Annotated in this window: 19 protein-coding genes and 2 pseudogenes; 13 read left to right on the forward strand and 8 right to left on the reverse strand. The window is 58.3% G+C overall.

Going from position 1 to position 20,200, the window contains the following annotated elements; all coding sequences use genetic code 11:
- Window positions 1-234 precede the first annotated feature (234 nt).
- Window positions 235-1,769 (reverse strand): annotated as a pseudogene (locus tag IVB07_RS06630) (heme peroxidase family protein).
- A gap of 324 nt (window positions 1,770-2,093) precedes the next feature.
- A complete protein-coding gene (locus IVB07_RS06640) occupies window positions 2,094-2,327 on the reverse strand; it encodes a DUF3551 domain-containing protein (RefSeq protein ID WP_007596464.1) in 234 nt (77 codons plus the stop codon).
- Window positions 2,328-2,581: 254 nt separating this feature from the next.
- Between IVB07_RS06640 and IVB07_RS06645 the strand changes: the two genes are divergently transcribed.
- The 5 genes from IVB07_RS06645 to IVB07_RS06665 all read left to right on the forward strand — a co-directional run bounded on the left by IVB07_RS06645 (window position 2,582) and on the right by IVB07_RS06665 (window position 6,781).
- The gene (locus IVB07_RS06645; protein ID WP_018453701.1) at window positions 2,582-2,920 is read left to right on the forward strand and encodes a hypothetical protein; all 339 of its coding nucleotides are present in this window, start codon (window positions 2,582-2,584) and stop codon (window positions 2,918-2,920) included.
- Window positions 2,921-3,069: 149 nt separating this feature from the next.
- Window positions 3,070-3,585 (forward strand): hypothetical protein, encoded by a 516-nt coding sequence (locus IVB07_RS06650; RefSeq protein WP_018453702.1) that lies wholly within the window; start codon window positions 3,070-3,072, stop codon window positions 3,583-3,585.
- Between the two features lie 91 nt (window positions 3,586-3,676).
- Window positions 3,677-4,159, forward strand: a complete 483-nt coding sequence (gene greA, locus IVB07_RS06655; protein WP_026232577.1) for a transcription elongation factor GreA — start codon at window positions 3,677-3,679, stop codon at window positions 4,157-4,159.
- Window positions 4,160-4,213: 54 nt separating this feature from the next.
- Complete coding sequence (locus IVB07_RS06660; protein ID WP_247296109.1) at window positions 4,214-4,891, forward strand: hypothetical protein; 678 nt, start codon at window positions 4,214-4,216, stop codon at window positions 4,889-4,891.
- A gap of 531 nt (window positions 4,892-5,422) precedes the next feature.
- A complete protein-coding gene (locus tag IVB07_RS06665; protein WP_026232579.1) occupies window positions 5,423-6,781 on the forward strand; it encodes an integrase arm-type DNA-binding domain-containing protein in 1,359 nt (452 codons plus the stop codon).
- On the opposite strand, the gene IVB07_RS06670 is transcribed toward IVB07_RS06665, so the two are convergent.
- Window positions 6,726-7,052: a hypothetical protein gene (locus IVB07_RS06670; protein ID WP_083926328.1), complete on the reverse strand. Its 327-nt coding sequence runs from the start codon at window positions 7,050-7,052 to the stop codon at window positions 6,726-6,728. The two genes, IVB07_RS06665 and IVB07_RS06670, sit on opposite strands and share 56 nt — an antisense overlap.
- An 826-nt stretch (window positions 7,053-7,878) precedes the next feature.
- Here IVB07_RS06670 and IVB07_RS06675 point away from each other — a divergent pair.
- The 4 genes from IVB07_RS06675 (at window position 7,879) to IVB07_RS06695 (ending at window position 11,934) form a co-directional block, all read left to right on the forward strand.
- Window positions 7,879-8,190, forward strand: a complete 312-nt coding sequence (locus IVB07_RS06675; RefSeq protein WP_026232580.1) for a helix-turn-helix transcriptional regulator — start codon at window positions 7,879-7,881, stop codon at window positions 8,188-8,190.
- On the forward strand, window positions 8,183-9,427 hold the full coding sequence (locus IVB07_RS06680; RefSeq protein WP_247371612.1) for a type II toxin-antitoxin system HipA family toxin: 1,245 nt from the start codon (window positions 8,183-8,185) through the stop codon (window positions 9,425-9,427). The genes IVB07_RS06675 and IVB07_RS06680 overlap by 8 nt, the downstream gene beginning before the upstream one ends.
- 65 nt (window positions 9,428-9,492) lie before the next feature.
- The gene (locus IVB07_RS06685; protein WP_026232581.1) at window positions 9,493-10,776 is read left to right on the forward strand and encodes an FAD-binding oxidoreductase; all 1,284 of its coding nucleotides are present in this window, start codon (window positions 9,493-9,495) and stop codon (window positions 10,774-10,776) included.
- A gap of 798 nt (window positions 10,777-11,574) precedes the next feature.
- On the forward strand, window positions 11,575-11,934 hold the full coding sequence (locus IVB07_RS06695) for a hypothetical protein (protein ID WP_083926331.1): 360 nt from the start codon (window positions 11,575-11,577) through the stop codon (window positions 11,932-11,934).
- 155 nt (window positions 11,935-12,089) lie between these two features.
- Here IVB07_RS06695 and IVB07_RS06700 read toward each other — a convergent pair.
- Both IVB07_RS06700 and IVB07_RS06705 read right to left on the reverse strand, forming a co-directional pair.
- Window positions 12,090-12,304 (reverse strand): annotated as a pseudogene (locus IVB07_RS06700) (cold shock domain-containing protein).
- Window positions 12,305-12,879: 575 nt separating this feature from the next.
- Window positions 12,880-13,272 carry an avidin/streptavidin family protein gene (locus IVB07_RS06705; RefSeq protein ID WP_247455914.1) on the reverse strand — a complete coding sequence of 131 codons (393 nt, stop codon included), beginning with the start codon at window positions 13,270-13,272 and terminating at the stop codon, window positions 12,880-12,882.
- A 484-nt stretch (window positions 13,273-13,756) separates the two neighbouring features.
- On the opposite strand from IVB07_RS06705, the gene IVB07_RS06710 reads away from it, so the two are divergent.
- Window positions 13,757-13,990: a hypothetical protein gene (locus IVB07_RS06710; RefSeq protein ID WP_026232582.1), complete on the forward strand. Its 234-nt coding sequence runs from the start codon at window positions 13,757-13,759 to the stop codon at window positions 13,988-13,990.
- Window positions 13,991-14,059: 69 nt separating this feature from the next.
- Window positions 14,060-14,305, forward strand: coding sequence for a hypothetical protein (locus IVB07_RS06715; protein WP_247282434.1), 246 nt, complete (start codon window positions 14,060-14,062; stop codon window positions 14,303-14,305).
- A 514-nt stretch (window positions 14,306-14,819) separates the two neighbouring features.
- Here IVB07_RS06715 and IVB07_RS06720 read toward each other — a convergent pair.
- The 3 genes from IVB07_RS06720 to IVB07_RS06730 form a co-directional block, all read right to left on the reverse strand.
- Window positions 14,820-15,329, reverse strand: a complete 510-nt coding sequence (locus IVB07_RS06720) for a GNAT family N-acetyltransferase (RefSeq protein ID WP_026232583.1) — start codon at window positions 15,327-15,329, stop codon at window positions 14,820-14,822.
- 71 nt (window positions 15,330-15,400) lie between these two features.
- On the reverse strand, window positions 15,401-16,615 hold the full coding sequence (locus IVB07_RS06725) for a hypothetical protein (protein ID WP_018453715.1): 1,215 nt from the start codon (window positions 16,613-16,615) through the stop codon (window positions 15,401-15,403).
- Window positions 16,612-18,084 (reverse strand): coproporphyrinogen-III oxidase family protein, encoded by a 1,473-nt coding sequence (locus IVB07_RS06730; RefSeq protein WP_247455915.1) that lies wholly within the window; start codon window positions 18,082-18,084, stop codon window positions 16,612-16,614. The genes IVB07_RS06725 and IVB07_RS06730 overlap by 4 nt, the downstream gene beginning before the upstream one ends.
- 915 nt (window positions 18,085-18,999) lie before the next feature.
- Between IVB07_RS06730 and IVB07_RS06735 the strand changes: the two genes are divergently transcribed.
- On the forward strand, window positions 19,000-19,719 hold the full coding sequence (locus IVB07_RS06735) for a hypothetical protein (RefSeq protein ID WP_157642892.1): 720 nt from the start codon (window positions 19,000-19,002) through the stop codon (window positions 19,717-19,719).
- Window positions 19,716-20,159 carry a tol-pal system-associated acyl-CoA thioesterase gene (ybgC, locus tag IVB07_RS06740; RefSeq protein ID WP_026232585.1) on the forward strand — a complete coding sequence of 148 codons (444 nt, stop codon included), beginning with the start codon at window positions 19,716-19,718 and terminating at the stop codon, window positions 20,157-20,159. The genes IVB07_RS06735 and ybgC overlap by 4 nt, the downstream gene beginning before the upstream one ends.
- Window positions 20,160-20,200: the final 41 nt, after the last annotated feature.

Raw genomic sequence — 20,200 nt, forward strand, 5'->3', positions numbered from 1 at the left:
TCTGGTCAGATGGCGCCGATAAAACCGAGGGCGCCGAAGTTCGTACTGCTGAGATCGGCAATGGCAATTGCGTTGTTGAAGGATTTCTCCATTCGCGATGCGAGTCAACAGGAAGCGGACGGATTTGCGTTAGGGAAGCACGCCTGCCAGGATCCATCCGCCCGCGCGTCGAGGCGAGTGGGTCACAAGGCCGCTCGCACGACGAGCGGCCTTGCATCATCGACCGTCATCCCCTCAATGCAGCGGATCGCCCTGGCCGAGCGCGTAGGCGACGAGGTCCTTCAGCGCGAAGCTGGAGCCGGTCACCGGCGTCCATTGCGGGTCGAGCGACAGCACGGAGGAATTATCTCCGAACATCATGCCGAGGAAGACTTCGGCGACGATGCGACCGCCCACCGGTCCGAGCTGCGGTGTCTTGACCGTGGCGGGCCCACCAGTCGCGGAGATTGGCACGTCGGTCATGTTTTGCCGCGCCTCGGCCAGGATGTAAGCCCACAGCGGACAGTTGCCGGCGAACGCGCCGTTCGCGATGCTCGCGATCTTGACTTGCGGATCGCCCGTCCCGGGCTCGTCGACGGCCTTGCCGATGATGATCTCGTCGTCGCTCAGCGGCGTCAGGTTCATCGCCCTGGCGACGGCCTGGCCCGACGGCAGTCCGAGCCGCCAGCTGCGCTCGAGATTGCGCAGCGCCAGCGACGCCGGATTGGACGCGACTTCCGGCGGCAGCTTGCGCAGCGGGTCCACCAGCGAGGCATCGATGCGATAGGCAAACTGCAGCCGCCTCTTGTTGTCGGGATTGGTGTCGACGTCCTCGACCCCGTAGGGGCGCGTGTCGAGATCGATGAAGCGGCCCCAGTCCATGGCGCGTCCCGGTCCCATGGCGCGGAAGCCGGTCAGTGCGTTGTGGTCGGGATTGTTGGGATCGGGGAAGATCTGCAGCAGCATGTTGGCCGCGTCGTTCAGCCGGTATCCAGGGCGGATCATGGAGTGCCCGAGCCGGTAGGCCGCGACCGAGAACTCGACCGGCATGAACGGATAGGTCTTCCAATGGTAGTAAGCGAGCTTGCTGCGATCGTAGTGACCCGCGGTCTTCAGCTGGTCCAGCACGCTGGCGTGGACGATGCGCGGCAGGAAGTCGTTCAGCACCACATACTGATAGTGGAATCGAACGCGCTGCTGCACGTCTTCGAACGACAGGCTGTCATTGTCGTCGACCATGCGGTTGTGAAAGCGCAGCATCAAGGCCTGGAATTGCGAGACGATGCTGTTCTCGTCGTTGCGGGGTCGCCGATCAGCGCGCGGCCCTTGAAGCGCGGCAAATCGACCGCATCGGGCACGCCCGCGCCGGTGACCTTTTCGCCGAGGCGGAACTTGATGCCGTCATACATGTAGGGCTGGTCGTTCGGACCGCGGCCGTAGACATTGTCCATGTCGAGCGACGGCGTGCGGAAATCGACGAGACCGTCGGGGTCCTGCTGCTTGGTCAGCGAGCTGACCGGATCGAAGGTGATGTCGTGGTCGATGAACTGGCCGAAATAAGTGTAGAGCGAGGGAATGCCGCTCTCTTCCGCGTCCGGTCCGTCCTTCGGCCCGTCGAAGCCGGCGACCATCTTGTCGGCGAGCGCCGACAGGTTTGCGATCGTGTTGGAATCGTTCGGGCCGAATTTGGCCGGTGCGAGCTTGCGGAACATGCGGCCGAAGCGGCCTTGCGAAAGCGGCGAACGCGTTGCGTTCAGACCGCGCGGAACAATTGCGTGGCGGCTGCTCATTGAAACACCTTCCTGAAAAGTCGAATGGAAAGATCGGGCTAAGGTTTCTCGCGCTGGAGTTTGCAGCCTAGGCGCGATCACGCCTGCCACGAGCGAGATGGATCACAATTGCCCGGTATCGAAATTTTCGGAAGGTGCGCCTTGGCCCGCAAGCCACGGCTGCGCATCGTGAATTTCTCGGTGCTGATGACGGATAACATTCTCGTCATCGACGGACGCAAGCGGCTTCGCACAGTTTCAATTCGCCGGCACGTCGGCGAAGCGGGTCGTCTTCACGCAAAAATTGTGGCGGCGCGCGCGTCATACGCGCACGCCGCCAATTCGTCAGTAGTCGCGCTGCTGCGAGAACGCGTAGCGCGGGTTGATGCCGCAATAGGACGACGTGCCGGAGGCGGTAGCGAGGCACTGCTGATAGCTGGCGAACTGGCAATTGCCGGGATAGCCCCACGAGCGGCCCTGGATGCAATATCGATCGTTCGCAGGATGTGCCTGGGCTGCCGGGGATGCTACGGCGAGCAGGGCCGCGAGCGATGCGAGAGTGAGGATCGTGCGACGCATGTCAGTCTCCTTCGAGAGCGAGTGGGTGGGAATGTCAGCGAGCCTGGCTCGTCTGTTGCGCAGTCATGCCTGTATTGGTGTCGCCAGAATGCTTTGCGTTCGCGACAAGGCGCATCATGACGCAGCCTGCTGCCGGCAATGTGATCTCGGCCACAGTTCACCATGGGGTTCGAGCCCATCGTGAACGGACTTGCACGCGTCGATCCCGCAGAAATACGCTTGCCTTATTCGGATCAGGTATTTTGGAGGTTCTAATGCAGAAATCATACTTGCTGGCTGCGACAGCAGCGCTGGCGCTTCTCATGCAGACACCGCTCGCGTTGGCGCAGGGCGCACCAGCCGCCGCCGGAACCGCGGCGCCTGCGGCGACAACCGCCGCGCCGGCAGCGACGCCGGCAGCGCCGGGCGCAACCAACGACACCTCCAGCCAGCCGACCGACTCCAAGAAGAGTGCGTCGAAGAAGCCGGCGAAGAAGAAGATGACGCGGCAGCAGGAGATCGATCACTCGGTCGACAGCGGCACGGTGCCCGCGCGCTACCGCAGCTCGGTGCCGAAGCAATACCAACAATACATTCCGTTCGATAAGCAGTGACGGATCGCACGGCAGCGCGGCGTGATCGGGCATCGCCCCGCCAATGCCATCACGTGAAATAGGATCTTGGCCGGACGGAATCCGGCCATACATCCCCAGTGGCGGTCCGCGCGAGCGGTGCTAGAGTAGGTCGAAGCCTGGGGGGAGTAATGAGTGACGACGTGAAGGATGCTGGCCTCGTGGCCATGATCAGCAGCATCCTGGGAGGCAACAGGCGCGCCGCAGAAAGCATTGCGCCGCCGCCGCTCATCGAGGTTCCGCCGCCGACCGCGCCGACGAACGGATTTGAGCTGGTCGAGCCGCCCGCCGCCGATACGCCGCCGGCCAACCTCGAGGGCAAGCCCGAAACAAATTCCGAGAACGCGCCCGATGCGGCGCTGGCCCCCGCGAAGCCAGTCGAGCCGCCAGCGAAGATCGCCACGACACCTGATGGCAAGCAGTTGCTGCCTGCTGAAGCGATCGCCGATCTCGTCCTGGGTGAGTTGCGCAAGCTCGAGAATTTTCCGGCGACCGGCGCCTCCGTCACGGTCTACGGCTACAGGCACTGGAACGCGATGATCACCTTCGCGCCGTTCTCGACCACGTTCCGGGATGCCACGCGGTTCCGGCAGGCCATGCCGGACATCGTTTTCAAGCTGCGCCGTTTCGTCGTACTTGAGATATGATCCGGGATGATCGCCAGCTTCTGCCCGCCGCGATTGCTTGCGGCGCGAAGGCGCGGGCCGTGAGCCCGAACAGTTCGACAGGATTTTCGACTTGAGCGTTGCCTTTACCAAGGAAGAGAGCGCGGAAACCGCCGCCGAGACGCTGTTGCCGGATCGGCCGATCTCGCCGCATCCAAACCTCGTGACGGAAGCAGGCTTGCAGGCATTGCAAAAGCAGCTTCAGGACGCGCGCGAGGCCTATGAAGCCGCGCAAGCCATCGAGGACGTCAACGAAAAGCGCCGGCAGTCGGCGGTGCCCTTGCGTGACGCCCGCTATCTCACCGAACGGCTGCGCACGGCGCAGGTCATTCCCGCCCCGGCCTCGACCGATGTCGTCGCCTTCGGCAGCACGGTGACCTTCAGCCGCGCCGATGGCCGCGTGCAAACCTATCGCATCGTCGGCGAGGACGAAGCCGATCCCAAGGCCGGCACGATCTCATTCGTGGCACCGGTGGCGAAGTCGTTGATGGGGAAGGCGGTCGGGGATGTCGTGGGGTCCGGTGCGCAGGAGATCGAGATTTTGTCGATTGGGTAGGGGGCGTTTATCGATGGTTTCCGCTGTGTCCGCGCAACAAGGCGCGATAGCTGGATGAGGCGGTTTCTATCGGGAGCATTGCCGTTTTACGCGCTGGCCGGGTTGGCCATGTGCATGTACCTCGTCCTGTACAGGACAAACCTCTTCGACCTGAACGCCATCGTCCAGGATGCGACCGGTTCGGCGTGGTTTCCGGCTTTCATATTCGTCTGCGTGCTGCTGGAGGCGGTCTTCCCGTATTTTGGCTATTTCCCCGGAACCGCTCTCATCTTGATGTCCGTGGCGCTCAATCCGAAGCCCGCGGACGTCTCCGTTTTCATCGTGGCATGGCTGGCCATCATCCTGGGCGCCGTCCTGAGTTACGGACAGGCTCGTTTTTTCAGACCGCTGTTGCAGCGAGTTGCCTCAAAGGCGGCACTGAACCGGTGTGAGTCCCTCCTCGACGCCTACGGTCCTTACGCGCGCATTGCGCTGTTCGTTCATCCTAACGCCTGCGCGATGTATTTCACGGCACTCGGACTCCTCGGCCGCAAGCTGACGCGCGAGCTCGCCTATCTCGGCGTGGGTGCAGCAGCCTCCGTGGGCATTCTGTTCGTCGTGGTGACCAGACTTGTGTCGTCCGTAGGCACCACGGACGATGGAGAATTGCAGCTGCTGCTGGCCGCAGCGCTGGTTATTATCGGCACCCTGGTCGGTTTGTACGCAGCCTGGCGACCGGCGCGGGTTGCGTGAAGCTTGATGCGATCGCGCTTCAGGTCCCCGCGATGATGCCATCATGCCGGTGTTTTGCCCGACGAGTCAAATTCTATTTCGGAAAAGTCGCAATCCCGTAACTCATTGATCCGACTGAGGTCGGCTACTGTGCATGGGGTTGTTTTCGCTGTTTTTGATTTGGACGGGTGAAGACAGCCGCCGAGCGTCGGTTATCTTCCGCAGCAAATTATGGTTCAGGAAGGTGAATGGTGGGCGCACAAGGGATCGAACCTTGGACCTCTCCCGTGTGAACCACAACTGGTGGACTGTAGCCAACCTAATCCAGCCATAGTTTTGTTGCAAAAGTCCTTGTAAGGTAAGGACTTGTGGCCATATTGGACCATCCGTGGCCTCGGTTGGCCTTACCACATGTTGTATGTCCCTGCTGTGCCCTTCAGAGGATTTCCCTTAGGGCACATTAACTGGGAACGCGAAGGCAATGGCTTGTGGTCCATTTCTTCTAGGATCGCCGCGACCCGTCTCAGGGCGCAAGGAGCGAGAGCACAAACGATGGAAAAGAGTAAAGAATCTCTCAGAGCTGAAGGAACGACGAACTACCTGAGACTCACTGACGCGGCCATCCGTGCGGCGACGCTGCCGCCGGGCAAATCGCAGCACTATCTGCACGACACAGAGCAGCCGGGGCTCGCGATCAGGATGCGCGCGACGGGTGGCAGGACCTGGGTCTTCATGTTCACAAAGCCTGGGACGAAAGGCACCCAACGCAAGACGCTGGGTGCATGGCCCAAATTCAATGAGAAGGCCGCGCGCAGGGCCGCCACCGTCGTCGCTGGGGAGGTGGTCATTGGGATCGATCCCAATGAGGGCAAGCGCGAGGCGAAGCGGCAAGCGCTGGCCGAGCGGCAGTGCACGACACTGGCGACCTTGATCGTTGAAGATGGCCCCTACGAAATGTCCCTGACCGGGCGCCAGGTCGTCAACTGGAAACCGGCTATGTCGGCACTCCGACGCGGTCTGAAAGATCATTTCGACCTCGCCATCGCCGAGCTCACGCGACGGCAAATCATGGCGGCGGTGGACAGGATCGGCAAGACCGGCAAGCGCGGCGCAGCAAAGGACTTGCGCAAGCACACGCACACGTTCCTCGAATGGTGCGTCGGCGAAGGCTACGTCGAGCACAACGTGCTCGCCGGCTATCGCGTGCCCAAGGAGACGCGCGCGCAGCGGGTCGGGCGCCGAACGAAGGGCCGGGCGCTGCCCGACGAGGAGATCATCAAAGTCTGGCACGCATCCGGCAAGCTTGGGACGTTTGGGCTATTGACACGAATGTGCCTACTTGGCGGCCCGCGCCGCAGCGAGCCAGCCATGATCGAGTGGCAAAATCACGTCATGGATGACCGCATCACTTTCGAGGCAGCATGGACCAAGATGGGCGTTTACCACGACGTGCCGCGTACCCACCTCGTTGACGAGGTGCTTACGGCCGCAAAACATTTCCAGCGTGCGACGTCGGACTATGTCTTCCCGTCACCGAAGACCGGCGGCCAGATATCGGGCTTCACAAACTTGGTCGACCGCCTGGTCAAGGAAGCGGGTGTCGCCAAGTTCACAATGCATGACTTAAGGCGCAGCTTGCGAACCATCATGTCACGCTGCGGCTATGACAACGAAATCCAGCGGTTGTGTGTCGGGCAAAAGCCGCGCGGGATCGATCAGGTCTACAATCACGACGAACAGTGGATCATCCGCAAGATGGCGTTCGAAGCTGCTCATGACTACATCGCGGAGTTGGTCGGCGCTAAACGGGGAGGCAAGGTCGTGCGCCTGCAGCGGACGAATCCGCTCGATCCCATCAAGGCCGAATTGCTTGGCCGTCTTCGCGAGCATTATGCGGCTGCGACGACTTAGTTGTCTCATCGCGTCCGGCCAGATAGTCGCGCACCGCATCAACTCGGTAAAGCGGGCGGCCATCGATGTAGCGCCATTTCAGCGGGTGGTTCGGATTGCGCCGCCATAGCTCCAGGGCTCCAGGCGTGCGCCGGATCACGGCGGCCGTTTCTAATGCCGTTAAGTTTGAGCTGCCCGGCAGCGAATCGATATCGAACGTCGCGGGCGGCGGCATGCCGCGATTCTTCCGAGGTCGCTTCATGGTGCGGAGCGTCTCCTTCAAGTGGCCCATCGTCAACTCTCACGATTGAAGCGAGCGAGGCTCTTGTGTATTCGCCTGGTCGCTTCTTGGGCGGGGACGTCAAGAGAATCAACGCAGTCGTCGAACTTTCCCTGTCGAGTGCCGCCGATTTGACCATCATGCTCCGGTTGATGTTGCATAGGAACACGTTAATTGCGCGTCGTAGGATTGGATATCAACGCGAATAGAAGAAAAGTTGCTGGTACTAGCCGAGACCACTCCGCTCGCATTGCGGCCCTGCGAGTGGCCACGTCAGCGGCCCGGTCACGCCCGCAGGCTATTGGCCGTCGTGGGAAGCATGTCGAAGAATGAAAAACGAATTGATAGGTAGTTCGACGCTTCGTAGCTACATCGAGGCGGGCCGGCGGACATCGGAATTGATTTGGCAATACGGACTTGCTTGGCGCCAAAGGCGCCTCACGGAAACGACTCGGCACGACGCCACTAGGACGGCGCGTCATGGAAGAACTTCGATGATCCATCTACCGACCGCTTTCAACTGGCGTTCCATAAAAGCGACGCACCGCGTTCCAGGATCCGGTTCGTTCGCTGGCGGCCATTCCTATGCGCCCAATGCACGCGAGCGCCATGGGAATCTGTGTCAACCTGGCGATAAGATCTGGCTCCTTCATCGCGTCAGGCGCATTAGCCCCAAGGGCCATTCTGGCAGCAGGGTCAACAGTTCAGACGACATTGCCGCTGGAACAAGATATGTTTAAGCATCATTGTCGATAAGAAGATCTGTTTACGTTTCGCTTGACTGCGATGTATGATCTGTTTACATATCATTTCGGTGTTAATGATCCGAGAACATATCATGGCTTCGGCTCCAAACCCGCTGCTCGAGGAACTTGGCCTACACTTTCGCAGAGCGCGAAGGGCTGCTGGCCTCTCCCAGGAGCAAGTCGCCCTCCGGGCGAACATTAGCAGGCCCCGCTATCGCGACATTGAAACGGGTGCCGCTGCAGCGCGCGCAACGACACTCGTCAACGTTGCTCGCGCCCTTGGCATGGAAATGATGCTGATTCCGCAAGCGATGGTACCGGCTATTCAATCAATGCTACAGCCAGCTACGGGCGATGATGACCATCCTGCGTTCACGTCAGATGTTGAGGAGGAGCATGAATAAGCCTGTCCTCGCGGCTGAACGTATCCAATCGCTCGACATCTCATTAAACGATCTTGCCGTCGGCACGCTCGTGCGAACGCCGGGCGACTACAGCGCATTCAATCTCTTGCCCGCGTATAGGAGCTTGAACGACCCTCCGATCTTCAGCCTGTCGCTTCGCTCGGCGGATGGCAGCCTCCGCCGGGATCCCAAACCCATACGCGGCGCGCTGCCGCCGTTCTTCGCGAACTTGCTGCCCGAAGAGAAACTGCGCGAAGCAATGGAAAAGCACCACGCAGCGTCAGTAAGACCTGGAAACGACTTCGATCTCTTGGCAGCACTGGGGACAAATCTACCGGGAGCGGTACGAGCGTTGCCGAGCGACGGCGTTCCCGTTCCGGCCGGGCCAGAATCAGAAGGCAAGAAGAAGGCGCGCTTTTCGCTCGCCGGTGTCCAGATGAAGCTCTCCGTCATCAAAAATACCGGAAAAGAAGGGGGGATCACGCTCGCCGTCGACGATGAGCAAGGGCAGTACATCGCGAAATTTCCCTCCCTCACCCACATTGGGCTTTCGGAAAACGAATTCGCGATCCTAGCCTTAGCGGAAGCGCTAGGGATGGAAGTGCCTGCACGTGAGCTCGTCGAAAAGACGGATTTCGCCAGCATTCCGGAAGAGTTTAACACCATGTCCACGGGCAAAGTGCTTCTTGTCCGTCGCTTCGATCGCGGTGGCGATGCAGCGCGCGTGCATATGGAGGACTTTGCACAGGTCTTCGGCCGCTATCCGTCCGAGAAATATACCGGTGCGGCGTATCACAATATCGCGGCCGCGCTGAACAGCGGTGTCTCGTTCGATTCCGCGATCGAATTTGTCCGTCGTCTTGCGCTCACCGCGATCACGGGCAATGGCGACATGCATCTCAAGAATTGGTCGTTACTGTATCCTGGAGACGGACGGAGGCCTACGTTGGCGCCAATCTACGACGTGCTCTCAACAATTTCGTATATCCCGAAAGATGGTCTAGCATTGAGCCTTGCGGGCGAAAAGTCATTCAAGCCCCTGACTCCAGAGCGCTGGCGCAATTTCGCGAACCGCAGCCGTCTTCCAGAGGGGGCAGTGGTGACGGCTGTAGCTGAGACCGCGGCGGCCGTGCGCGACAAGTGGTCAGTTCTTCCAGAACGCGACGTCGTGCCTGGGCAGGTTCTCGAACGGATCGATGCACATATCGACGAAATGGTATCCATCCTTGACCCTTAGGCGCGGCACTGATTGCAGCGCCACCTGGGCTGATCAAGAAGCAAGAATAGTAGGAGGATTTCTGGATGCGAAACAATTCAGCATCACATGGATTGTGGGCTCTCACCGCGCCATCGGCGCCAGACACTGTTCCCCTCGCCAGTGACACCGCAGCGGATGTGATCGTGATTGGCGCTGGATATACCGGGCTGTCGTCTGCACTTCATCTCGCCGAAGGAGGGGCGCGCGTCGCGGTGTTGGAGGCGTCCGAAATTGGGTTCGGCGGTTCGGGCCGGAACGTCGGTCTGGTTAACGCGGGCATGTGGGTGATGCCTGACACCCTTCCGGATACGCTCGGCGCCCCCTTCGGCGAACGGTTGATTGAACAACTCGGCCGTGGACCGCAAAAGGTGTTCGACCTCATCCAAAAGCATGGCATCGAATGTGAAGTGGAACGTGCCGGTACCCTGCATTGTGCCGTCGGACGTAAGGGCTTGCAAGAGATCGAGGCCCGCGCCGAACAGTGGCAGAAGCGTGGCGCCCCTGTCGTAGTGCTAAATGCAGAGGAGACACGCAGGAAAGTGGGCGGTGGCGAATACAGCGGGGCGCTGCTCGATAAGCGCGCCGGGACGATACAGCCGCTGGCCTATGTGCACGGTCTAGCGAGAGCCGCGCTTGCAGCGGGCGCCAGGATATTCACACAGAGCGAGGCTGTTACTGCGCAACACAACGGCCTGCGCTGGAGGATTAGCACAGAAAGCGGATCGGTAGATGCGGAATGGGTGATCGTTGCGACGGATGCCTATGGTAAAGGACTTTGGTCGCAGGTACGGCGGGAGCAGATCCATCTGCCCTACTTCAACTTTGCTACAGGTTCTCTGCCGGATGGTCTGAGGAAGTCGATCCTGCCTGAACGGCAGGGAGCGTGGGACACTCGAGAGGTCCTCTCTTCATTTCGCTTGGATCGCTCCGGGCGCCTCGTGTTTGGCAGTGTTGGTGCCCTTGAGGGTATTGGCGCATCCGTTCACCGGGCATGGGCTCAGAGATCGTTGCGCAAGCTGTTTCCGGGACTTCAGGATGTCGAGTTTGAAACCGGCTGGTTCGGCATGATTGGAATGACCTCGAACAACCTGCCGCGCTTTCACGAGCTCGACCGCAACGTCGTTGCTTTCAGCGGTTATAACGGTCGCGGCATCGCACCTGGCACAGTCTTTGGCAGTGTGTTGGCTTCGTACGTTCTGGGGCAGATCGCGGAGAACGATCTTCCGCTGCCGGTCACTGCCGTTGAACGGCAACGCTTTCGTGCCGCGCGGGAAGCCTTCTACATCGCGGGGTCCCAACTTGTTCACCTAATGGAGACCCGGTTCTGATTACCCAAGCGAGTTCGCCAAGTATGGGACTGTCATCGGCATGCTCATGACTCAACTTCGCGCTCTGACGGCCATTGACCTCGATCTGTTGCTACGAGGCGAGCGATTTTTGTGTTCTGTACGTTCGGTCGAGCTTCACACGGAATTCTAAACGCTGGCGACGGCCTCTCTTTGGCGGCGGTATAGACCGTGCTGTCATCGGAGGGACGGGTGCTAAACTCGTCCGAACTTCGCATAAAACGAGGAAATCATGTCGCGTTATTTCTCCGTCCCAGAGGTAGATGCCGGCCTCAACTATCCGAGGTTGATGGATGCCTTAAGCGGCGCGGCGGAGAAGCGATGCCGGTGCGGCAGAGCTATAATGTTGGTACCGCTGCAAGCCCAGGTCGTCTCCTGACAATGCCGGCTTGGGAGCGGGGCAAGGCACTCGGCGCGAAGCTGGTGACCGTGTTAAGAGCGGGGGCATGCGGTCTCCCGCCTTTTCCTCGCTTTACATGCTGTTCGACGGCAACCGGTCGGCCGCGCGCAATGATCGATGGCGAAACACTCACTAATCGGCGTAGGGCCGCCGCCTCCGCGCTCGCATGACGACATCTCTCACGCCCCGACAGCCGCACGCTGCTGCTGATTGTAACCGGCCGGCTCGCCTCCTATTTGGCCGTTGCCCATCGCGCAGTTAGGCCGATTGAAGCCGTGCTGGTCTCGGGGCGCAATGCGCAACGTGTCTAAGCTCGCGGACACACTTGAGCATCAGGTCTCAAGGCCAAACCGGCTGCTGATCAGACGGACGCTCTCTCGTTGGCGGACATCGTTAGCTGCGCCACCACGTCACGTGAGCCGCTGATCGTAGGCCAGCACCTCAGGCCAGGAACACATCTCGATCTCGTCGGCGCATTCACACCAGAAATGCGTGAGACCGACGACGATGCTGTTTGCCGCAGCCGCGTGTTCGTAGATACTATGCGTGCCCTCAAAGAAGCCGGTGATCTGCTCCAGCCGATTGCGGGTGGCCGGTGGGACGCCTCAATGATTTGTGGGGATCTTCATGAGTTAACCAATGGTTTGAAGTCTGGCCGCCTTTCGCAGCAAGAGATCACTCTCTTCAAGTCTGTTGGGGCCGCAACCGAAGATCTTGTGGCTGCGAATCTTCTTGCCTGAGAAATACAATGGTTTTGAAAAAAAACGAGATCGCGTATTGACACTGATGTGCGCCTTCAGGCGAGGTTGCCGACTCTGAAGTGTTTCGCCGAAGTCAGATCGAGGCATGTAAGCGCGAAGAATGCTGACACCCTAGGCGAATCACTGTTGACGCGTCACGTAGCTGATAGCGCGAATGATCCTGTACGCAGATTTTCTGCGGATACCTTGCCTGAGCTGCCAGTCTTGATCTCTAACCTGATCAAGGCCCCCTCTGCAAGATCGGTATAGCCGGCCTTCTCGACCGCCCTGTGTGCACGAAAACGTCGGCTCCGCCATTAATCCAGCTTGATAAAACTATAGCCTGGGTCGCGTTAAACCACTTTGCGATGCCAGTCGTCACTAAGTATCTCTAATTCCAAATGAGGGCGATCTACCTAATGCTAGAGAGGGATCAAGTCCGTACTCGTTGCCAACGTGCGATCTTGTCGCCGCGCAATGAACCGGCAATAGCAAGCAGCTTCGCGGAACGGTTAGACCGAGCGCGCCCTTGGCTACTTCCGGCGGCGAAGCCTGCGAATCGCGCTGCGTGAGAATTCTAGGTATCGAGAGCTGAAAATTCACGTCGTCAACCAAACTCAGGCAACGCGACCGCCGCAGATGTTAGCGGCATCTGCCGGAGCCCGCGCTCGGCTTCAAAACAAGGACCTGAAAAGTAACGGTAGTGCACGGATCGTCCCGCGATTCGGACGCAAATTCAGAATGTCCTTTCGGATTTCGGGAGAGGCCCTTTGATGTTTTTCCCGGGCCGTTCGGCACGACTTGCCGGCTGTCCAGCATCGAAGCTGATCCTGGACAGGCCAGTGCTCCACGAACGCGAGCCCACATTTCCCGAAGAGACGCAGCCAAAAACTCGCGAGAGTGAGTTTCCAATCAAAGGTCACGACAGAGCAAGAAGATTGAAAACTACCATACGCGCGTGAATGTATCGGCACCCCTCAACTTGCCGGGCTTGCCGTTCTTGTCAACGTAGAACAGCGTCCATGAGGTCGGCATTTGAGACCCGTTGAGCTTTCCAACCCACCGGGTGAAGGAATTGCACTGGGCAAAGGTAACAACAAAATACAAGCCAGCAGGGCTAACGGCTCCCGATGCAGGATATGGAATGCCCTGGCACGCAAACCCTTGAGCATGGTTTGTGAAAGTCCCTTGTATTGCCCCGCTATTGGCGGACCAAACAAAAAGTTCTGAACCTCGTTCATTCTTCCAGTACGAGGGGGCAGGAAGCCCCTGTGCGATGGCCTCGGCGGAAAGGAAGAAGGAATGGGCGAGCAGCAAGAGTCCCAGAAGTCTCTTCATATTTAAGCCCCAAAAGAGGTCACTTAAAGGTCGCAACGTGGATCATCTAGCGTGATACAACTTGAGGTCATATTCACTGCCATTATCTCGCGTTCGGCATAGGAATGCGGCGCATATACCCGAAATCACGCTGGATCGCGGCGTAGCCGACCCTGTCGAGCCCTCGGCGCTTCTCATCCTCGAATCGGTTCGCCTGGGCGGCCGAGCGCCGAGCCGGTGCTCGGTTATTTTGATGTGCCACGCCTGTGGTCGTCGGAGGAGATGCGGAGAGTAGAGGTCATTGTCCACGAGCTGTATCGGATCGGGCAATCCGCGCCAGGACTCCGACGCGATCGAATGAGCTGCGCCGGGCAATGGGGAACCCACGGCCGTCGACAGCGCGGGCGGACCCAGGCCGATCGAGCAGAAAGACGGCGCCTAACAAGGACAAACGCTGCTAATCGCCATGGTTGCAATGGTAAAGTTCCCACTGACTGGGGGCAACATGGTTAAGGCATTTCGCAATACGGTCATGGCACTTACTTTTGTGGGAGTTGCCGGCTGCAACATGTTTTGGAATTTCATGAATGACTATATGGTCTGCGGCCTTGCGCTGGCGGCTTCAGTGACAACCGGCTTTTGCGTTGAGCGCATCTTCATCGAGCGGTCCCGTCGGGAGATGATCCGCCTCTACGGCGCGGACTGGCATTCGGCGGAGAACCGACAGCTCGACTCATGAACGTAACCCGTCGCCCGCCGTCATTTTCATCATCCAATTGTTCGCATTCGACCCGAGGAGCCTGGCCCGATGATTAAACCGGTCCATCCATTCCGGTTCGCTCGCATCGAGCGCCTGCGAGAGCTGCTTGAACGAGACTACCGAATGGCAGTTGACCCGAATACGGGCGTGAGCACCACGAAGCTGGTGAGACCCGATCCGCAGCTGCTTGATGCAGGTTTGGTGCTCGATCGTGATCCAGAAGGGTGCGAGCTGGGTCCTTGGTTGAGAGCCTGCGAGCGCTACGGCACGCAACCGGTCGATACGCCCGAGTAGCATCACGATCTGGAAGGGCGACCACCACAAGCTGGTAGGGGGCGATTGGACGCGCCCGTGCATCCACCACCCCGCATCGCCAAGAGCGGACTTTTGGATTCCATACGCAACAGAATGTTGCGGTTGAATCGAGGTGGATTTGTATGCCGGCTGGCAAGGCTCACGTCGCGAGCCCACGACACTCCAGAGCGTCTTCGCCTATCCGCCGCTGGCGCACCGTATCAGCTCTCGTTTTGAATGCAACGCTGGCTCGGCCAGACGTGAGTTTGTGCGTGCGTTCGAGGCCTATCGGTCGCGAAACCTTCACGTCCTTGTCAGCTACAGTGACACGATTCATTCCGATCGCAGATCTCGCGAAGCTTAATGAGAAAGTTCTCGCGGATGATACGGTTTTATCTGAGCGCATTCCACGTCATTCCCAAGGAGCGAGATTGGGCATTTCGGCTAGTCAGGGGGCAAGTGATTGAATCTGTGCTCGTTGCGCGTCCGTAGAGCTTCACTGGATTGTCCGGTCTCACAACCTCATTTGCTCAGCGGGGGTCATTCCTGGCCAAATGAGCCGCTTCTCGTAGAAGATCACTGCATATCCGTGCAACATCCCTTCCCTGCGGCGAACATAGCCAGCGCTCTCATAAAGTCTTTGGGCCCCTACTTGGATCGTTGTTGTATCGAGCATTATCCACTTGAAACCGAGAGCAACAGCTCGCGACTCCAATTCACGAAGAACCCTCCTTCCAAACCCTCGTCGCTGAAAGACGGGGTCGACCCGCATACGTTTTAGTTCTGCGACATCATCATCAAAAGGTTTCAGCCCACCCATGGCAGCGAACCGGGGACCAATATGCGCAACTACGAAGTCACCGCCCGAGGCGATGTATACTTCCCCGATATTGCGTAAATCATCCTCCCAAGCCCCTTCCGGGCCACACACACCAACATCCTGCGATGCGCTTCTGTGCAGATGCCATGCATCATCGCTATCCCCGGACTCGAACCGACGAAGGATCAGTTCGTCTTGAGACATCGACTATTACCTCTCGACCGGTGGCGGACGCCTGCGCCTTTGTTTTTAGCCACGCAGAGACCACCGTCGGCTTACGGGCGCGCCTCTGTCAACAGCCGCTGAGAAAGGACAGCCTCAACACTTTCCGATACCTCAACTCCGACAACTGGACGACCCGGCTCAACCGTATATTTTAAGGCCGTACTACGATGCATCCGGGTAAACCGATCCAGTGCACAAACACAGGACGTGCGCAGCGTTCCGATTTCGCCGCCGTGATGCTCCACGACTGGCGAAATGGTCGCAACCCTGGGAAAGTCCGCTTTCCCCTTTAGCCAACCTGGCTTGAGCGGTGCACTCCCTTTGCCTGACGACAGCCAGCGGAATACCTCGTGAATGCATCTCTGCGGATAATATTCGGACAGCCGGTACAGATCCCTATAAAATTGCGGTTTGTGGTGGAAGAGTTCTTCACCGACCAGTAGCACCGAGACCGCCACGATACGGGCCGAGAAGCGGCCGCTTGGACCAAGCGTATTCTTATAAGGATTCTTTCCGTAAAACACACGAAATTGGCCAAATAAGTCCGGCGACATATGTTCATAAAAGCGCGTCAGAACATTGTTTGCTGACTCAAGGCGCTCCAGGCATGTCGCAAGACATTGCCCCGCATCCACGTCGGCCACATCACGCAACTTGAGCAGAGCGTCCATTGCTGACTGCAATTCGCTCTCGATGATCTGGTGGCCCAAGCAAAAATCTCGCTCCTCGACGCCGGCCGCGCCGAGGCAGTATACGCGTGGATCGTTCTGCAGCGGATTCGTAAGGATCATATCTTCATAGGAGAGGACCTCAATGCCAGGCCGCCGTTGACAAGTCGAGCGCGCAAGGCGGATCAGTACATCTCCCACCGTCAGCTCGGCGTCCACGGGATGAAGGCCGGCAAACGCAGACATCTGATAAGCACAATTTACGAGATATTGGATGTCTGTCTTAGCGATCTCGAATTCCGACTGCGGCAGACTTAGCAGCTGCGCTTCATAGTCCGCCTCCGCAATCATCGCGTTGATATTACGCCCAAGAGCCTTAACCGCTTCATCTGGTCGTTCACTGCATTTGATCTCCGCAATGCAGTGCGGCAGTTGATCGGCGACAAAATTGCTGACAAGCCCAAGCGGGCGTTCTCGGTGCCGGCGATCAATGCTATCGGACAGATGCGAAAATATGTCCTCCGCCTGGGAGGGCGAGCCTTGCGGGGTGGAAACGGAAAAAGGAGCGACCATAAATGAGCGCGCACGCGACTTCATCGAAACGCAACTTGCATTTCGGCACTTGACCCGTATCGTGCGGCCGGTGAGTAATCGTGCTTTTCGAGCAGATCAGTTCGTTTGTCTATTATCCTACTGTCGTTGTACGCGACCCGCTCGAGTATATTGTTCGAGAAAAATAGCAGCGATACGGCGCCCGAATTGATAGTGCCGGCGGCAGTTAGCGAAAGCAGGCCGTTCGAAATGCAGATGAGTCCTGCCTCATTCAAGAGTTCAAGCTCGCGGCCAAAGCATTTCTCAATGGAAACCCCAAACTCCCGCTCGAAGCGGGAGAGCAACACCCCACTGCTACGCAGGGCAAACATTACCGTTCTGCGCATGAGATCATCTTGCGACAGGACAACACCCTTCCACACAGGCTTCTCGCCCGCCTCAACCCTATATAGGTAGCGATCTAAATCTGCCTCGTTATAGAACTGGCACTGGCTCATGTAACCAAACCCGGCAACCCCAAACGGGACCAGATTATTGTCGTTCCAGGAATCGTATTTGCGGCTCTGTTGAATTGAGTGCGGCTGCGACTGCTTACTCCAATAGAAAATCGGCCCATGGCGATAGCCGAGTTTCGTGAGGATGTGCTCGGCCATAAAATGCATGATAATGCGCTCCTTAGCCCCGGCAAATTGATATCGTCCCCTAGCCAAATGGCGGGCTACGGGGTCTGTAGATTTAAACATCAATGGGAATACATTGAACTTCTCTATTCCCATATCCAGTAAGCCGATAAGTGAGTCGTACCAGCTCCGGAGCGTTTGCTGCGGCAACCCATACATGAGATCAAGCGACAGATTCTGAACGCCCATCTCATTCAGTAACTTTACTAGTTGTACTACCTCGTCCACGTGGTGCCCGCGGTTCAATATGCGTAAAATGCTCGGATCTAGACTCTGAACGCCCAATACGAAGCGGTTTACGCCGGCTTTAAGCAGTGTGGATATGCGATCTGCAGCGTCCGCTTGCTTTGCAAGAGAGGGATGCAATTCGAAACTCACTTCCGACTTAGACAAGTCAAAGCGCCGGCTAATCATGCCAAATAGCGTTTCGAGTTGACGGTTGGTTAAGAACGAGGGAGTGCCGCCTCCAAAAAAAGCAGTCTCAACAGCTCTGCCACCGAGCGCTGCGTCCGACCAACTCATCTCTTTATCTAAAGCCGCCAGATAGCGCTCCACTCGCCCGGAAGATGGATTGATTTCCTTGGCGAAGTGGCAAAAGGTACAATACTGATCACAGAAGGGGATGTGAAAATAGAGATCAATTGACGACGAAACCTGAAGCAACAACTTTTCGGCATTCAGGTCGCCCATTGCCTTGAGAGGCGGATATGTGCCGACAAGATAATCGTTGTGCATGTCAAGGTGCAAATTCCGTGACCTCAACATGTCAAGGTTAATGTCGTACGAGCGGTCGATCGCGAATTCCAAGGCCTCGGAATAGGACGGCGCACGCATTTTTTTAAACTCCTCTAGCTTTCTTGTGAAGGCAAGGCCCGATGGCAGCTTCGTTGCTCGTGTCACATCGCGCTCTTAAGCTCGGGCTCGATACTGAAGTCGTGCAATTCGATCAGACGCGGATTTGTCGGCTCCTACTCGACGCAACCACCGTAGAGCAGACCGAGTGTCGCCATCCGCTCGGGGACACGCGGGATGATTATGGTTCGGCGAGGAAGACAGATGCCGTGGCCGAATGTCCTTCGGGCGTTGCGAAACGGCACCGAGAAAGACTTCAGGGGCTGAGGAGTGCGAATACTATGGAGAAAATGGTGCTCCACCTTCGAGTGTGACCCGCGCCGGGTCGGGCGCCGAGCTCGATCTGCTCCAGCGTGCCATTGAACAACTTCTGTCCGCTCCCCTCTTCGACAGGAAGCGGCCATTGCTCGAGACCAAGCTTGATTTGGTTTCCTCCCGGTCCGACGCCAACATTCGCATGCCGCTGCATGCATTCGACACAGAGCCGCCCAAACGTGTCACACTGGTTCGGATTTGCTCGGGAGTAAGCGCGCTCAATGCTAGTCGTGTCTGGTGGTCTTGAGAGTTACCCGACGCGAAGAACGACAGCGGCACCCGCGAGGGACGCGGCAAAGCTTTAGGCGGGACCGCACTCAATAGCGCAGGTCCAAGGCATTGAGTCGAGCAAGTTTCATTTGAACTCCTGGGCCGGCGAATGCGAGATCGTCATGGTCGTGCGGATCCATTTACGGTGTCCCAGCAATACACGTGCCACTAAAGACATTTGCGAGCCTGGCTTGAAGAGGGCAAAACCATGTGCTTCGTGTCCACCGACGGAATACTCGCGTCTCAGTGTCTGGTCCCGGACATTAACGTCTTCAGCCGGACACGGCTGAACACGACAACGCGGAATGTTGAATGACGTTGGCGGCCTCTCATGCCGAACTCGAACATCTGCTCCAACGGCCACCTTACGACCGAATCGCCCGGCTCATGAAGGCAGCGTCCCGGCACGTGACGGATATGCAAATGAACTCGTCGCTTTCTTGCGGCGCGGTGGCCACGGAGCGACTTCGATCTATTGGCAGCGCTCGGCGCGGACTTGCCAGGCGCGGTGCGTGTCGTACCGAGCGACGAGCTCGGGCGCAGAGCATCGGCGCGGCCGACTCTTCGGTCAAGGTACCGTGGATCATTCTGCCCGGTTTCATCGATCTCCATGACCATCTCACCTGGAATATCCAGCCGCGATGGCTGACCGGCCGGAATTTAACAATTGCTAAGAATGGTAGGATTCGCGGAATAGGACTGCTTGCTGAACAATCCGCACTGCCGGGCAATCCCGACTTTTTCCTGCGAAGCGGAGATGTACGCGGAGATCAAGGCGCTTGCCAGTGGGGCGACCTCGGTCCTCGGGGATTGCTGAGCAGCGATAAGAGCTCTGCAAACCATCCGTGCGTGCGGGACTTGCCCGAAATCTGGATAGGGGGTGCCGGCTTCTCGCAAAGCAACCGGTCTCCGACCGGCCTTGCGCCGGGCAGCCTCAACCTGCACGCACCAAACCCATTGGCACTTGCTGCGGAACGCGCCTCTGTGCAAGACAATTCGTCCCAGAACGGCAGTAAGGAAACCGCACTGTGACAGCTTCTCTTGATGGCGAAATTCGCGACGGCGGCCATCATATGCAGGTCCGCGTCTATTTCGAAGATACTGACTCCGGTCAGATTGTTTATCACGCAAATTTTTTGCGCTTCATGGAACGCGGTAGAACGAACTACTTGCGCCTGCTCGGAACCACTCAGCAAGCGCTACTCAGAGAAGCCAAGAAAGATGCGCCCGGCTTTGCCTTCGTTGTCCGCTCCATGACGATCGATTTTCTAAAACCGGCGGTCTTGGATGACCTGCTTGACGTCGTCACAGTCCCGCAAGAGGTGAGGGGAGCGTCGATTGCGTTGCTGCAGGAATGCAGGCGCGGAGACGATCTCCTAGTCACGGCGCGTGTACGCGTGGCGTTTATTTCAGCCGGAAAGGCGCAGCGCATCCCGAAGTCGCTGCGGCTCGCTATGGAAGGGCTTCGATAGATCTGCCGCTTAGTTCAAGCTTTTGGCTTCCAGCGCCCCAC

It is taken from the genome of Bradyrhizobium sp. 172 (assembly GCF_023101065.1).
In the GTDB taxonomy this organism is placed as follows: domain Bacteria; phylum Pseudomonadota; class Alphaproteobacteria; order Rhizobiales; family Xanthobacteraceae; genus Bradyrhizobium; species Bradyrhizobium canariense_D.

Bases quoted from the DNA above. Each gene is read 5' to 3' on its own strand.
- IVB07_RS06685 (WP_026232581.1), top strand. From the start codon at position 9,493: ATGCGAAACAATTCAGCATCACATGGATTGTGGGCTCTCACCGCGCCA.
- IVB07_RS06650 (WP_018453702.1), top strand. From the start codon at position 3,070: ATGAGTGACGACGTGAAGGATGCTGGCCTCGTGGCCATGATCAGCAGC.
- IVB07_RS06725 (WP_018453715.1), bottom strand. From the start codon at position 16,615: ATGAAGTCGCGTGCGCGCTCATTTATGGTCGCTCCTTTTTCCGTTTCC.
- IVB07_RS06705 (WP_247455914.1), bottom strand. From the start codon at position 13,272: ATGAAGAGACTTCTGGGACTCTTGCTGCTCGCCCATTCCTTCTTCCTT.
- IVB07_RS06660 (WP_247296109.1), top strand. From the start codon at position 4,214: ATGAGGCGGTTTCTATCGGGAGCATTGCCGTTTTACGCGCTGGCCGGG.
- IVB07_RS06645 (WP_018453701.1), top strand. From the start codon at position 2,582: ATGCAGAAATCATACTTGCTGGCTGCGACAGCAGCGCTGGCGCTTCTC.
- IVB07_RS06710 (WP_026232582.1), top strand. From the start codon at position 13,757: ATGGTTAAGGCATTTCGCAATACGGTCATGGCACTTACTTTTGTGGGA.
- IVB07_RS06720 (WP_026232583.1), bottom strand. From the start codon at position 15,329: ATGTCTCAAGACGAACTGATCCTTCGTCGGTTCGAGTCCGGGGATAGC.
- IVB07_RS06670 (WP_083926328.1), bottom strand. From the start codon at position 7,052: ATGGGCCACTTGAAGGAGACGCTCCGCACCATGAAGCGACCTCGGAAG.
- IVB07_RS06735 (WP_157642892.1), top strand. From the start codon at position 19,000: ATGACGTTGGCGGCCTCTCATGCCGAACTCGAACATCTGCTCCAACGG.
- IVB07_RS06680 (WP_247371612.1), top strand. From the start codon at position 8,183: ATGAATAAGCCTGTCCTCGCGGCTGAACGTATCCAATCGCTCGACATC.
- IVB07_RS06665 (WP_026232579.1), top strand. From the start codon at position 5,423: ATGGAAAAGAGTAAAGAATCTCTCAGAGCTGAAGGAACGACGAACTAC.
- IVB07_RS06675 (WP_026232580.1), top strand. From the start codon at position 7,879: ATGGCTTCGGCTCCAAACCCGCTGCTCGAGGAACTTGGCCTACACTTT.
- IVB07_RS06640 (WP_007596464.1), bottom strand. From the start codon at position 2,327: ATGCGTCGCACGATCCTCACTCTCGCATCGCTCGCGGCCCTGCTCGCC.
- IVB07_RS06730 (WP_247455915.1), bottom strand. From the start codon at position 18,084: ATGCGTGCGCCGTCCTATTCCGAGGCCTTGGAATTCGCGATCGACCGC.
- IVB07_RS06715 (WP_247282434.1), top strand. From the start codon at position 14,060: ATGATTAAACCGGTCCATCCATTCCGGTTCGCTCGCATCGAGCGCCTG.